Origin of the sequence: Sulfitobacter sp. SBS6, assembly GCF_048285585.1 — a bacterium.
GTDB lineage: Bacteria > Pseudomonadota > Alphaproteobacteria > Rhodobacterales > Rhodobacteraceae > Sulfitobacter > Sulfitobacter pontiacus.
The window spans coordinates 753,688-767,232 of the sequence record NZ_JBLWBA010000005.1; the positions used below are offsets into that span (position 1 = coordinate 753,688).

Consider the following 13,545-nt stretch of genomic DNA (forward strand, 5'->3'; position numbering starts at 1 on the left):
CCCAAATGGCCCAGATCACCCTCACCCTTCCCGATGGCAACGCACGTCAGTACGACGCAGGTATCACTGCGGGCGACGTGGCGAACGACATCTCCAAATCGCTTGGCAAGAAAGCGATCAGCGCCACCGTGGACGGTGCCCATTACGATCTGGCATGGCCGATCAACGCGGACGCCAGCATCGCGATCCACACCATGGCCGACGAAGCCCAAGCGAACGAGCTGGTGCGCCACGACCTCGCCCACATCATGGCCCGCGCCGTGCAAGAGCTTTGGCCCGACACAAAAGTCACCATCGGCCCCGTCATCAAGGACGGCTGGTACTATGACTTTGACCGTAAGGAATCCTTCACCCCCGAAGACCTTGGCCTGATCGAAAAGAAGATGAAGGAAATCATCAACAAGCGTGACCCCGTCCGGACCGAGGTCTGGGACCGCGAGCGCGCGATCAAGCACTACGAGGACAACGGCGAACCCTATAAGGTCGAGCTGATCAACAGCATCCCCGGCGACGAACCGCTGCGCATGTATTGGCACGGCGACTGGCAAGACCTGTGCCGTGGACCGCACCTACAACACACCGGACAGGTGCCGGGCGACGCGTTCAAACTGATGTCCATCGCGGGGGCCTACTGGCGCGGCGACAGCGACCGCGCCATGCTGCAACGCATCTACGGCGTGGCCTTCACCGGCAAGGAAAAGCTGAAAGCCCACCTGAACATGCTGGAAGAGGCCGCCAAACGCGACCACCGCAAGCTGGGCCGCGAGATGGACCTTTATCACATGCAGGAAGAGGCCCCCGGTCAGGTTTTCTGGCACGCCAACGGCTGGCTGATCTACACCCAGCTGCAAGACTACATGCGCCGCAAGCAACGCGCCGGCGGCTATGTCGAGGTGAACACACCGCAGGTCGTGGACCGTAAACTCTGGGAAGCCTCCGGCCACTGGGAGAAATACCAAGACCACATGTTCATCGTCGAAGTGGACGAGGAACACGCCCGCGAGAAATCGGTCAACGCGCTGAAACCGATGAACTGCCCCTGCCACGTGCAGATCTTTAACCAGGGTCTGAAATCCTACCGCGACCTGCCCCTGCGCATGGCCGAATTCGGATCATGCAACCGCTATGAACCCTCGGGCGCGCTGCACGGGATCATGCGCGTGCGCGGCTTTACACAGGATGACGGCCATATTTTCTGCGCCGAAGACCAGATCGAAGCCGAAACCGCCAAGTTCATCGAATTCCTGTCGGGCATCTACAAAGACCTCGGCTTCGAAAACTTCAGCGTCAAATTCTCGGACCGTCCCGAAAAACGCTCCGGCTCGGACGAGGTCTGGGACAAGGCCGAGGCGGCGTTGCTCTCGGCCACCCGCAAGGCAGGCATCGAACCCACGCTCAACCCCGGCGAAGGCGCGTTCTACGGCCCGAAACTGGAATTCGTGCTGACCGACGCCATCGGCCGTGACTGGCAGTGCGGCACCCATCAGGTGGACTTCGTGCTGCCCGAACGGCTGGACGCGACCTATATCGGATCGGACGGCGCGAAACACCGCCCCGTCATGCTGCACCGCGCCACCTTGGGGTCGTTCGAACGCTTTATCGGCATCCTGATCGAAGAACACGCGGGCAAGCTGCCCTTCTGGCTCGCCCCGCGTCAGGTCGTCGTCGCCTCCATCACCTCCGAGGCGGATGACTACGTGCACGAGGTCGTCGCCACCCTCAAGGCGCAAGGCGTCCGCGCCGAGGCCGACATCCGCAACGAAAAGATCAACTACAAGGTCCGTGAACATTCGGTCGGCAAAGTGCCGGTGATCCTTGCAGTCGGCGCGCGCGAAGTCGAAGAGAAAACCGTGTCCGTCCGCCGTCTGGGGGAAAAGCAGACCTCGGTTCAGGCGCTGTCGGATGTGGCGAACGCCTTGGGCATCGAAGCCACACCGCCCGATTTACGCGGCTGAAAACTGTAACAAACCCCTCGGGGCGCAACGAACTTGCGCCCCGAACATGTCACTATGTTTCAAAATTGCGCCTCCCAACGCTGGAATCTCGCGAATTGTTACAAAAAAACCGGCGATTTTCTGACGCCTCCGTGACACACTCCGATGTGAGTAGCTTTGTCGCACCCCACGCGGCTTAATGTCCTTATCGACAAGCAACCAACCTCAGGAGGAAACACCAATGTCCAACACAATGAAAACACTCGCCGTTGCAGGCGCAGTTGCCGCTGCCCTGTCCGCACATTCGACCGCAGCAAACGCCGCGTCGAAAGAAAAATGCTACGGCGTGGCGCTTGCCGGTCAGAATGACTGCGCCGCAGGCCCGGGCACCACATGCGCTGGCACATCCGTCACCGACTACCAGGGCAACGCCTGGAAACTGGTTGACGCAGGCACCTGCGCCGACATGGAACTGCCCGCAATGGCAGACGGGTCCGAGCGTATGGGCTCCCTCGAAGCGCTGGACCGCGACCTGCCAGCCTAAGCCCTTAGCGGCCTAAACCCTTCGCCTGCGCGGCACGCCCCATGCCGCCGCGCAGGCCCCTTTACACGACCCCTCGGATAGGGAGCCTCTTATGCCAGACGGTGCCACCCGTTTCGACACATTGCCCGCAAGCCCGGGCGTCGGCTATAAACCCCAGCATTTCAAAGACCTGCAAGACGATCCTGGTCCAGTTGAATGGATCGAAATCCATGCAGAGAATTACATGGGCGATGGCGGCCGCCCGCTGGCGCAACTGCGCGCCTTGTCCGAAAAATTCGCCCTCTCCGTTCACGGCGTCGGGCTGAGCATCGGTGGCGAGATGCCATTGGATCGCGACCACCTCGCCCGTTTGAAAAAGCTCTGTGACTGGGCAAACCCTGCCAGTTTCTCCGAACATCTTGCATGGTCCACCCATGATAGCGAGTTCCTGAACGACCTGTTGCCCCTCCCCTATACCGAAGCCACCCTGTCCCGCGTGGCGGATCACATCAGTCAGGTGCAAGACACGATCGGGCGTCAAATGCTGCTGGAAAACCCTTCGAGCTACCTCGCCTTTGATGAATCCACCTTGTCTGAAACTGACTTTTTAGCCGAGCTAACCCACCGGACCTCGTGTGGTTTATTGCTGGATGTCAACAATGTCTTCATTTCAGCGAGAAACCTCGCCCTCTCCCCGCGCGACTATATCGACGCCTATCCGGTAGACGCCGTGGGCGAGCTTCACGTCGGCGGTCACGAGGAAGACAGCGTCGGTTTCAACCAGCCGCTGCTGATCGACAGCCACAGCCGCCCCGTGGTCGACCCCGTCTGGGATTTGCTGGCCTATACGCTGGACCGTACCGGCCCCAAGCCCGTGCTGGTGGAATGGGACAATGACGTGCCCGATTGGCCAACCCTGCGCGCCGAGGCAGAGCGTGCGGCGGATGTGCTGGCCCGATGACCACGCTGCACCGGTTTCGTAGGCCCCTGCTGGACCCGACGCAGGACCGCCCCGAGGGGCTGCGCGGTGCCGCTGGCGCGCCCGCTGACACGCGCTATGACGTTTACCGCAACAACGTCACCCATTCGCTCATTGGCGCGCTGCACAGCGCCTTTCCCTTGGTGGTCAAGATTCTGGGCACGCAGAACTTCGACCAGATCGCCCCCGCCTTTGTGCGTGCGCATCCGCCGAGCTCTCCGTTAATGATGCACTATGGCGCTGATTTTCCGCAGTTTCTTGCCGCGCAACCGCCTTTGTCAAAGATGGGTTACCTCCCCGATTGCGCCCGTCTCGACCTGGCACTCCGCCGGTCCTATCACGCCGCCGACAGCGCGCCCTTCGACCTTGCCGCCTTCCAGCAGATTGAGCCCGACGCGATGATGCAGGCGCAGCTGCCCCCCGCCCCCGCGACGGTGCTGCTCCGCTCTGACTGGCCGCTGTATGACATCTGGCGGTTCAACATGCAGGCGGATGCCCCCAAGCCGCAAATGCAGGCGCAGGACGTGTTGATCACCCGTCCCGACTTCGACCCCGCCCCGCATCTGTTGCCCCCCGGCGGCGGCGCATGGTTCGCCGCCTTGGCTGGGGGTGCCACGCTTGATCAGGCCCATGACACCGCGCTGGCCACGCACCCCGATTTCGACCTTGGCGCGGCTTTGGGCCTGTGCTTTGCAACCGGCGCGTTTTGCGCAAAGAACGGCGGATAAGATGCTGAAGACCCTCACCCTTTACGATCGCGCGACCGGCTGGATCACCGCACAAGATTGGCTGCTGCCCACCTTGGCGCGGTTCCTGTTCGCCGCGGTGCTGACGCAATATTTCTTTACCTCCGGCCTGACGAAGCTTGACGGTCTGTTCACGCTGAGCACCGGTGCCTATGTCCAGATCTTCCCCCGCGCGTTCGAGGCGGCGGGCTATGACGCGACTGCACTATCGGCGTGGCAGGGGCTGGTGGCCTATGCGGGGACGCTGGCGGAGTTCGTGCTGCCCGCGTTGATCGTGCTGGGGCTGTTCACACGGTTTGCGGCCTTGGGGATGATCGGCTTTGTGGTGCTGCAATCGCTCACCGATCTATACGGCCACGGGCAATGGAGCGCGCTTGGTCAGTGGTTTGACCGTCTGCCGGACGGGACCATTCTGGACCAACGCGGGCTTTGGGTGCTGCTGCTGGTGGTGCTGGTGGTCAAGGGCGGCGGGCCGGTTGCGCTGGATCGCGTCTTGCTGGCGCGCCGCCGCTGAGGGTTACTGCGCGGCTTTGACCTTTGCCTCTGTCACGTCGTTCCAGCCGAGGAACAGATCCTCCCCCACCGCGATCAGGGGGCGTTTCATCAAGGCGGGATGGGCCGCGAGCAATTCCAACGGATCGGCACCGCGTTCCGCGTCGTCCAGACCGCGCCATGTGGTCGACCGGGTGTTGACCAGTGCTGCCCCGAATTGCGCGTGGGCGCGGGCCAGCACGTCGGCGGGGACACCGTCCTTGCGCACGTCGACCAGCTGCGCGTCGGGCAGCGCCTTGATCGCCTTGCGGCAGGTATCGCAGTTTTTCAGACCGTAGATCAGCATTCTCACCTCACTTTTTTGGGGTTTCATATGTCCTAAGATAATCGGGCAGCGCGAAATTTCTTGATTTCCGGCGCGGGTGAACAACCTTTTATCGCGTAAGGCGGCGAAAGCAATTTTTCGACGCTGTGACAGCGATTAATGAGGAGCGTTGAGAAATGCCAACGGGTACAGTCAAATGGTTTAACACCACCAAAGGATATGGGTTCATCGCGCCGGAGGGCGGCGGATCGGATGTGTTTGTCCATATCTCTGCGGTGGAACGGTCGGGGCTGACCGGACTGGCGGACGAGCAGAAAGTGTCCTTCGAGATGTCAGAGGGCCGCGATGGCCGTCAGATGGCGACGGATCTGGAACTGCTGTAAAAAAGCCCGATGCCCAAGGGACACCGGGTTTTCTGGTCGTCATGCGGGCAAAGGCACGCGGGGCTGCGGCTTAGCGGCAGCCCTTTTCCCCCGGCACGCAGGAATAGGTGACGGGACGCGGCGTATAGTGCCGCACCTTGTGCTTTTTCGGCGCGGGATGCGCCATCATCTGCTGGTAGCTGGTGCTGGTGTTCGGCGTGCCGCAGCAGATGACACCGGAAATGGTGATCGGCTGGAGCCCTGCGGGGCAATAGTTGGCCGAGGACGGGTAGGCATAGATCTTGGGCTCTGCCGAGACCTGCGCGGGCAGCAGAACCGCGCCCATCAGACCCAATCCGGCCATCATTCCTGTTGTTAGACGCATAATATCCCTCGTTATTTTCAATTTCCCTTAATTTGCCCCGCGTCAGCGGCCAAGTCTAGCCTTTTTGCCCCCCAGGGGTGTGTTGCTGCTACGGCGTAACGGCAGAGGCGCGGGCTGCGGAGCGGGGCTCGGGTTACCCATGGGTAACTTAACCTGTTGTTATTGCTAGTTTATTTTTGGTTAGACTGGCGTGCGGTGGCGTGCGTTCGCTGGTGTGAGGCATGGTCCGGCAAAGCCGGATTGAACAGTCCAGTGGACTGTTCAAAGGGCCGAACGCGGAATGCGCAAGCATTTCGCCGGAGATGTATGCGGTGACCTAAATCGGGACCGCCACGCCCGAACAAGTGCCGGCTTCGTGTTGGGGTGAGGCATGGTTGGGGCGCAGCCCCAATCAATCCTTCCGGGGGAAGAATTGAAATGTCGAACGCGGATTTCGCGAGAAATGCGCCGGGGAGATATGGGGTGTAATCAATCGGGACCGCCGCGCCCGAACCGAGGGGTGGGAAGCAAAGCGCCTGCTCCGCGAAGGCAAGCCTTCGCTCCGTCGGTAACGCGGATGCTCTGCATCCGCTGACCCGCCCCATGTAGGTGGGTGAGAGACGGTCCGGCAAAGCCGGATTGAACAGTCCGGTGGACTGTTCAAAGTGTCGGACGCGGAATGCGGAAGCATTTCGCCGGGGATGTATGAGGTGACCTAAATCGGGACCGCCGCGCCCGAACCGAGGGGTGGAAGCGAAGCGCCGACTCCGCGAAGGCAAGCCTTCGCTCCGTCGGTGACGCGGATGCTTTGCATCCGCTGACCCGCCCCGTGTAGGTGGGTGAGAGACGGTCCGGCAAAGCCGGATTGAACAGTCCGGTGGACTGTTCAAAGTGTCGGACGCGGAATGCGGAAGCATTTCGCCGGGGATGTATGAGATGACCTAAATCGGGACCGCCGCGCCCGAACCGAGGGGTGGAAGCGAAGCGCCCGCCCCGTGGGGGCGGTTCGGGCGCTGCCCAATCGGAGATTGGGCACACCTCTTCAACGAAAGACCGCGACCTGGCTTTGGTCGACGTTTTACTTCTTCTTGCCGCCACCGCTATCATTAATCGACCTAATGGTCGGCTTGGCAGAAGTTGGTGGAGGCGGGCTAGATGGTGCATTCTTGTTCTCGGACATGTAGTTCACCTTATTACATTAGAAGCAACAACCACGCAGGAATTTGTAGCCAAGCAAAGGTTAATGCTAAAGCCAAAAAATGCCTCGTATCTGTTATAACATCTTCATTTTCATCAAAGTATCTATCCGCATCAGATGCTAGCATTTTCTTTAGATCAATGCTGCTCAAATTGTGCTCAGAATAGTAAAGCGCCATTGCGGGGCTCAAATCAAATGTGCAAGACCTCCACCCCATGAAAGCCTTTACCGAAAACCCTACGGACAGAGAAAAGCACGTAAAAATAATCCAGCTGACAGGGCTAAGACCAAGAAACGTCATTCCAGTAGAGCTAACTATCTGATCCCCTAAAATCGTTGCAAATACCGTCGAAATGAGACCAGCGACCGCAGCAGCGAACGAGGCTTGTCCTCTGAAGAACTGCAAATCTTCTTTTTGCGATCTGAGTTGCCCGTAGGCTAATTCAAAGGCAATGCTCTCACTTTCACCCTCACCCATCAATCACTCCCTTAAACTCCCGCCATTCGCCTTTAGACATACCGCTATTCTCCTGCGTGACCTCCTCACCCTTCACCATCCGGCGGATACACTCAAGAGCTGTATTGGACATGGTTGCACCACCTAAACGGTAATCCTCGAAGGCGCGGTAGGCGGCGGGGACCCAGTCGGCGACGACGTTGCAGATGGCATCGGCATAGACGCGGATCTCGTATTGGGCGTGGGCATCGGCGCGCAGACGCAGGAAGTGGAACAGGTTGTGCAGGTCCACCTTCCAGTACCATTGCGTGTAGATGTTCGACGGCAGGTTCATCCGCGCCAGCTCTCGTGCCAGACCGTCCTGCGGTTCTCCGTCGGGGCCGGTTTCGGCGATCATCGCCTCGTAATTGTCATAGGCGCGGTTGCTGTCGGACTTGAGGATCTCGAGCACACGGGCGGCCTCTGCCCCTTCCAGAACGCCACCACGGCCCTGATTGTTCACCACGCTTTGGGCGTTCACATGGGACGGCTCGGGGATGTAGAATTCGCGGTCCAGGATCGAATAGCGGGCGGAGTATTCGTTGACGTTGGCGGTGCGGTGGCGGATCCACTGGCGCGCGACAAAGACGGGCAGTTTGACGTGGAGCTTGATCTCGCACATCTCGAAGGGGGTGGAGTGCCAGTGGCGCATCAGGTAGCGGATCAGCCCTTCGTCGTTCTGCACCGATTTCGTGCCGCGCCCATAGCTGACGCGGGCCGCCTGACAGATCGCCGCATCGTCGCCCATATAGTCGATGACGCGCACAAAGCCGTGGTCGAGCACGGGAATGGCCTTGTAGAGATGGGTCTCCATCCCTTCGGAGACGGCGCGCAGGGTCTGTTTCGGCTCTGCCCGCAGAGCGTCGATTTCGGCTTGTTGGTCGGGGCTGATCGGCATGGGGGGCGTCCTGTCATATGGGCGTGGATTCGGGGTCTACTATATCTGCGGCAGCAGGCCACCGGAACCGCCATATGCGGTATTGTTTTTGGGTAGCACTTTGGCGGCAAATGCACGCGAGGCAAAGTGGAGCGTTGACAGCAGGGCGCGCGATTGGCGACTGTCGCGGCAATCAACAAGAAATTTTCGAGGCAGACAGTTATGAAATTCGGGACATCAGCGCTGGCGCTGTGCGCATTTTTGGCAGCATGTGGGAATGGGACGCCGTTTAACGGCGAAACGGACGCAGATACGGGCACGGGTACTGACGGGAGCACGGGTGAAGACGGCGGGGCCACGCTGTCGCGCGAAGGCCTTCCGCCCGGCACGGCATCCCCTACCCCCGACGACGGCATCCGTCGATCCGAGCCAGAGGATGACAACGGCAACGGCGAGGCAAAGGATTTCGCCTATAACTCCGAGGATGACACGTTCACGATTGATGGGCTCGCCTTTGACGGGGACAATGTCTACACCCGCGGCGATCCTGTCAGCAGCCTAGGGCCATACGCCGTCTATGAGGGCGCGGAGGTCGTGGCGGACAGTCAGACCGGGCAGCCGATCAACCAGTTCACTCACAGTGCGATCTATGGTGTCAGCAAGAACGTTGATGCCAGCGGGACGCCAAAGACCCAGTTCGCGATCGTGCGCACAGGGCAATACCAGAATTACGGGTTTGGCGGCTTTATCTACAAGCGCGAAAACGGCGTCACGCTTGAGACGGCGAACGGCGCGCAGGGCATCTATTCCGGCTCCACCGCCGGTATCCGCGATTTCCAGGGCGCTGGCGGGATGCAGTACACCACCGGGACATTGACCGTGCAGGTCGATTTTGGCGATTTCAACGATCAGGGTGGCGTTGTCGGGGACGGCGTTTCGGGCAGTCTGACCAATCGGCGAATCTATGATGTGAACGGTCGGGATGTCACGTCGGATGTGGTGGCGAATATCAATACCGAGAATGGCTCCTCGCTGACCAGCCTGCCCGCCGCGTTGTTCGAGGTCGGCCCCGGCGCGCTGGATGCCAACGGAGAGATCATCGGGTCGATCAACAGCAGCTTTGTCAACAACGAGGGCGACAAGGTCGCCTATGAGAGCGGGAATTATTACGCCGTGATGGCGGGGGACGACAGCCAGGAGATCGTGGGCGTGCTGGTGCTTGAGAACACGGCAGAGGCGCAAGGTGTGACGGCGCGCGACACCAGCGGATTCATCATCTACCGCGATCCCACGGCCGTCACACCGTAAGCGCGGTGGCACGGGTGGCTCAGGGTGCAAGGCAGTTGGCCGTGGTCGCCGCGATCTATGCGGCGGCGAGCGGTGGGGCGTGGGCAGAGGTGGTGCTGTCGCCCGATCAGCTGCGCAATGCCGCCGTGCGCAGTGTAGAGACAGGGGCCGCAGCGCAGGGCTTGCGCTTTGCCGATGCCCTGCTGCACCGCGATGCGGGGGATTTCAAGGCGCAGGTGCTGCGGGCCCGTGCGCTGCGTGATCTGGGCCGGACGGACGAAGCAATTGCCGCTGGCCGCACCGCTTGGCGCATGGCCGACAGCGGCACAGAGAAATACGCCAGCGCGATGATCATGGCGCAGGCGCTATCATCTGCTGGGCATAAGACGCGGGCGCAATTCTGGCTGCGCAGGGCGGCACAACATGCTCCAGGCCCCCGCGCCCGCAAACAGGTAGAACAACACTATAACTATGTGCGCCAGACCAACGCGCTGCAGACCCAGCTGTCGTTCACGCTGGCCCCCAATTCAAACATCAACAATGGCAGCGCGCGCGACACATCAGAGCTGAACTATGTGGTGAGCGAAATCCTGTTTGGCGGGCCGGTGGAATATGTCCTGTCGGGCAGTGCGCAGGCACTATCGGGGATCGAATACGGGTTCGGGCTGAACACACGCTATCGGTTCCACCAGACAGCCACGCGGGCGCATGATCTGACGCTGGGGCTGTCGTACCGCACGTTTTCACTTAGCGACAGTGCCAAGGCGGATGCGCCGATGGTGGACGGGGGCGACTTTGCCTTTGGGACGGTAATGCTGGGCTATGGGTTTCGGCAGATCAATCTGGACGCGCGGGGCGAGTTTCAAAGCTCTGCCCAGCTGGGGCAAAGCTGGTACGGCGGGGCCGAATACGCGACCCGTATGCGGGCGGGTATCTCGCAAAGCTACAAGATCGCGCCGCGCCAGAAAGCCATGCTGTCGCTGGAACATGAGCTGCAGGACGGCCAACGCACCGTCGATATGGAGACCACCAGTATTTCGGGCTCGTTCACGCAGAGCCTAAGCTCGGGCGATCTGGCCTATTTGTCTTTGGGGGCATCGGTTGCGACCTCGCCCGATGCGAATTCCGAATATGACGAGGTAGAGCTGCGCGGGGCATATGTCTTTCGCAAGCCCGTGGCGGGGGCCGCATTGCAACTGGGGATGGGCGTGGAACTGCGCGATTACGATGTATCACGCCACAGCGCGGACGGCCGACAGGATAAACGCATCTTTGCCGATATCACCGCGACGTTCCAACAGTTTGACTATTACGGGTTCAACCCGTCGGCCACGCTGCAAGCCTCGCGTACGGATAGCAATATCAACCTGTATGACATCAACCGTGTGGGCATCAGCATCGGTATTAAATCTGCCTTCTGATCAAGGTTTTGTGTAGGCTATGGCCCCCTGCCCGCTGGCAACCGCCGCCAGCCGTGCTACCCTGCAGGTCGAAGACGAAAGCAAAGGAGCCAACCCATGCCGATCAAATATTTGCACACGATGGTGCGCGTCAAGGATCTGGAGAAATCGCAAGCCTTCTACGAGCTGCTGGGCCTGAAAGAGCGCCGCCGGATCGACAATGAGGATGGGCGGTTTTCGCTGATTTTCATGTGCCCTCCCGGGCAGGACGACGGCCATGCGGATGTGGAGCTGACCTATAACTGGGACGGCGATGATGCGCTGCCCGATGACAGCCGTCATTTCGGGCACCTCGCCTACACCGTTGAAAACATTTATGAAACCTGCAAGATGCTCCAAGAGAATGGGATCACGATCAACCGTCCTCCGCGCGACGGGTATATGGCGTTCATCCGGTCGCCCGACAATGTGTCGGTCGAATTGCTGCAAGAAGGGGACCGGCTGGAGCCGCAGGAACCCTGGGCCAGCATGGAAAACACCGGCCATTGGTAAGCCGATGATCCGGGCGGCCTTCCTTGCCACAGCGCTGGGCGTCGCACCCGCGACCCTTGCGGCGGCGGAGTGCAGGCTGGCGCTGCTGCTGGCGATGGATGTGTCCAGTTCGGTTGATGCGGTCGAGGACCGTTTGCAGCGTGGCGGCACCGCCGCCGCGTTGCTGTCAGACCCGGTGCGGCGGGCGTTTTTCGCCAGCGATCTGCCGGTGGCGCTGGCCGTCTATGAATGGTCGGGGCGCTATAACCAACAGATCGTGCTCGACTGGCAGATGATAGACTCGCCCGACGATCTGAAGCGCGCGGCGGGCGTGGTGGCAAGCAGCCAGCGCAGTCATAATGATTTCCCCACGGCCATGGGCTATGCGCTGGGGTTTGGTGCGGCGGTCATGGCGCGGGCACCGCGTTGTTTATACAAGACAATTGATCTGGCGGGGGATGGTCAGAATAACGAAGGTTTTGGCCCGCCGCTGGCCTATCGGTCGTTTGATTTTGACGATGTGACGGTCAACGGGCTGGTGGTGAATGCCGCCGATTTCGAGGCCGAGACAGGGCTGATCGCCTTTTACAAACGCGAGGTCTTGCACGGCCCCGGTGCGTTTCTGGTGATCGCCAACGGGTTCGAGGATTTTGAACGCGCCATGCGGATCAAGCTGGAACGCGAGCTGACACCCCCTGCGATTGGCAGCCTGTCCGTGGTCGAGGACGCGGGATGATCCGCGCCGGGGTTGCGGCCCTTGTCGGCGCAACGCTTTGGGCGTCGGCTGGCGTGGCGGAGTGCCGGCAGGCCTTGGCCTTGGGGCTGGATGTGTCGGGGTCCGTCGATGCGCGGGAGTACCGCTTGCAATTGGACGGGGTCGCCGGGGCCCTGGACGATCCGGCGGTGCGCGCGGCGATCCTGTCGGCACCGGAGGCACCGGTGTCCCTGTTGGTCTATGAGTGGAGCGGCCCTACAGACCAGCGCGTTATTGCGCCCTGGCGGTCGATCGGTGATGCCGCCGCCCTGCAAGAGCTGATCGACGGGCTGCGGCAGGTGGAGCGCGCGGCCGCGTCGCCCGGCACCGCGCTTGGCGTGGCGGTGGCAGCGGGGGCGGCCTATCTGGCGCAGCGGCCCGCATGTTTGAAGCACACGCTTGATATCTCGGGCGACGGGATATCCAACCTTGGGCCCCGCCCCCGTGACGTGAAACGACAGCTTGCCGGGCGAGATCTGACGGTGAACGCGCTGGTGGTCGAAGCGACGGAGGAGGACAGCACGCTGACGGGGTATTTCATGGCAGAGGTGATCACCGGCCCCGGTGCCTTTGCCCTGCCCGCCGCGGGGTTTGATGCCTATCAATCTGCCATGACCACCAAGCTTCTGCGCGAGCTGGCGGTGCTGTCGCTGGCGCAACTGGCTGACGAAGCCCCGCCCGCCCTGCGCGGTCAGTAGATATAGCGGATCTGGTCCGTCCAGTAGCGTTCCATCCGTTTGAGCGCGCGGGTGATGTCATCCATGCCCGATGCGCCCAGCGCGCCCTTGTGCATCAGCCCGCTAGCGTGGCGACCGAACAGGTCTGACACGACGCCGCTGATGTGACGCCCCTTGCCGGTCAGCCGCACCCGTACCGAGCGGCGGTCGATCTGGCAGCGCTGGTGGTGCATATAGCCCATATCCACCAGTTTTTTCAGGTTATAGCTGACGTTGCTGCCCTGATAGTAGCCGCGGCTTTTCAACTCTCCGGCGGTGACTTCATTGTCGCCGATGTTGAACAGCAGCAGCGCCTGCACGGCGTTGATGTCCAGTACGCCGACGCGTTCGAATTCATCCTTGATCACGTCCAGCAACAGGCGGTGTAGCCGTTCGACCAGCCCGAGCGCATCGAGGTAGCTTTGCATGAATCCCGCCTCTGACGGGGGGATGGGGATGGGGTTTTGGATACTCATATTCAACTCCGACATTGCGATTGGGGCGGAAGCTGAAGATAAAAATAAAATATATCGTTAAACCGGACGGATGTCGGCGCGCGGG

The 13,545-nt window shown here is 61.0% G+C and carries 16 protein-coding genes; 11 read left to right on the forward strand and 5 right to left on the reverse strand.

Annotation, left to right across the window (positions count from 1 at the left end):
- The first annotated feature begins 5 nt into the window (after positions 1-5).
- The 5 genes from thrS (at position 6) to ACNQ62_RS07120 (ending at position 4,696) form a co-directional block, all read left to right on the forward strand.
- Positions 6-1,955 (forward strand): threonine--tRNA ligase, encoded by a 1,950-nt coding sequence (gene thrS / locus ACNQ62_RS07100; protein WP_009826554.1) that lies wholly within the window; start codon positions 6-8, stop codon positions 1,953-1,955.
- Positions 1,956-2,175: 220 nt separating this feature from the next.
- Complete coding sequence (locus ACNQ62_RS07105; RefSeq protein WP_005852422.1) at positions 2,176-2,478, forward strand: DUF2282 domain-containing protein; 303 nt, start codon at positions 2,176-2,178, stop codon at positions 2,476-2,478.
- A gap of 91 nt (positions 2,479-2,569) precedes the next feature.
- Complete coding sequence (locus tag ACNQ62_RS07110; RefSeq protein WP_418094494.1) at positions 2,570-3,418, forward strand: DUF692 domain-containing protein; 849 nt, start codon at positions 2,570-2,572, stop codon at positions 3,416-3,418.
- On the forward strand, positions 3,415-4,164 hold the full coding sequence (locus tag ACNQ62_RS07115) for a putative DNA-binding domain-containing protein (protein ID WP_418094495.1): 750 nt from the start codon (positions 3,415-3,417) through the stop codon (positions 4,162-4,164). The genes ACNQ62_RS07110 and ACNQ62_RS07115 overlap by 4 nt, the downstream gene beginning before the upstream one ends.
- A gap of 1 nt (position 4,165) precedes the next feature.
- Positions 4,166-4,696 (forward strand): DoxX family protein, encoded by a 531-nt coding sequence (locus ACNQ62_RS07120; RefSeq protein WP_064217441.1) that lies wholly within the window; start codon positions 4,166-4,168, stop codon positions 4,694-4,696.
- 3 nt (positions 4,697-4,699) lie between these two features.
- Here ACNQ62_RS07120 and ACNQ62_RS07125 read toward each other — a convergent pair whose 3' ends face one another.
- On the reverse strand, positions 4,700-5,020 hold the full coding sequence (locus ACNQ62_RS07125) for an arsenate reductase family protein (RefSeq protein WP_418094496.1): 321 nt from the start codon (positions 5,018-5,020) through the stop codon (positions 4,700-4,702).
- A gap of 155 nt (positions 5,021-5,175) precedes the next feature.
- Here ACNQ62_RS07125 and ACNQ62_RS07130 point away from each other — a divergent pair, with 155 nt between their 5' ends.
- Positions 5,176-5,382 (forward strand): cold-shock protein, encoded by a 207-nt coding sequence (locus ACNQ62_RS07130; RefSeq protein WP_005852411.1) that lies wholly within the window; start codon positions 5,176-5,178, stop codon positions 5,380-5,382.
- A gap of 70 nt (positions 5,383-5,452) precedes the next feature.
- Here the strand turns inward: ACNQ62_RS07130 and ACNQ62_RS07135 are convergent, their stop codons facing one another.
- The 3 genes from ACNQ62_RS07135 to thyX form a co-directional block, all read right to left on the reverse strand.
- Positions 5,453-5,746, reverse strand: a complete 294-nt coding sequence (locus ACNQ62_RS07135) for a hypothetical protein (protein ID WP_235183766.1) — start codon at positions 5,744-5,746, stop codon at positions 5,453-5,455.
- A 1,172-nt stretch (positions 5,747-6,918) separates the two neighbouring features.
- Positions 6,919-7,401, reverse strand: coding sequence for a hypothetical protein (locus tag ACNQ62_RS07140; protein WP_418094497.1), 483 nt, complete (start codon positions 7,399-7,401; stop codon positions 6,919-6,921).
- Positions 7,394-8,317 (reverse strand): FAD-dependent thymidylate synthase, encoded by a 924-nt coding sequence (thyX, locus tag ACNQ62_RS07145; RefSeq protein WP_418094498.1) that lies wholly within the window; start codon positions 8,315-8,317, stop codon positions 7,394-7,396. Before thyX ends, ACNQ62_RS07140 begins: the two co-directional genes overlap by 8 nt.
- Positions 8,318-8,518: 201 nt before the next feature.
- Between thyX and ACNQ62_RS07150 the strand changes: the two genes are divergently transcribed.
- The 5 genes from ACNQ62_RS07150 to ACNQ62_RS07170 all read left to right on the forward strand — a co-directional run bounded on the left by ACNQ62_RS07150 (position 8,519) and on the right by ACNQ62_RS07170 (position 12,966).
- Positions 8,519-9,604 (forward strand): hypothetical protein, encoded by a 1,086-nt coding sequence (locus tag ACNQ62_RS07150; RefSeq protein WP_418094499.1) that lies wholly within the window; start codon positions 8,519-8,521, stop codon positions 9,602-9,604.
- A gap of 41 nt (positions 9,605-9,645) precedes the next feature.
- Positions 9,646-11,004, forward strand: coding sequence for a surface lipoprotein assembly modifier (locus ACNQ62_RS07155; protein ID WP_418094500.1), 1,359 nt, complete (start codon positions 9,646-9,648; stop codon positions 11,002-11,004).
- A 96-nt stretch (positions 11,005-11,100) separates the two neighbouring features.
- Entirely contained in the window at positions 11,101-11,535 is a 435-nt protein-coding gene (locus ACNQ62_RS07160) for a VOC family protein (RefSeq protein WP_005852400.1), read from the forward strand.
- A 4-nt stretch (positions 11,536-11,539) separates the two neighbouring features.
- Positions 11,540-12,250: a DUF1194 domain-containing protein gene (locus tag ACNQ62_RS07165; RefSeq protein ID WP_418094501.1), complete on the forward strand. Its 711-nt coding sequence runs from the start codon at positions 11,540-11,542 to the stop codon at positions 12,248-12,250.
- Entirely contained in the window at positions 12,247-12,966 is a 720-nt protein-coding gene (locus tag ACNQ62_RS07170) for a DUF1194 domain-containing protein (RefSeq protein ID WP_418094502.1), read from the forward strand. The genes ACNQ62_RS07165 and ACNQ62_RS07170 overlap by 4 nt, the downstream gene beginning before the upstream one ends.
- On the opposite strand, the gene ACNQ62_RS07175 is transcribed toward ACNQ62_RS07170, so the two are convergent.
- Positions 12,960-13,460: a MarR family winged helix-turn-helix transcriptional regulator gene (locus ACNQ62_RS07175; protein WP_037943810.1), complete on the reverse strand. Its 501-nt coding sequence runs from the start codon at positions 13,458-13,460 to the stop codon at positions 12,960-12,962. The two genes, ACNQ62_RS07170 and ACNQ62_RS07175, sit on opposite strands and share 7 nt — an antisense overlap.
- Positions 13,461-13,545: the final 85 nt, after the last annotated feature.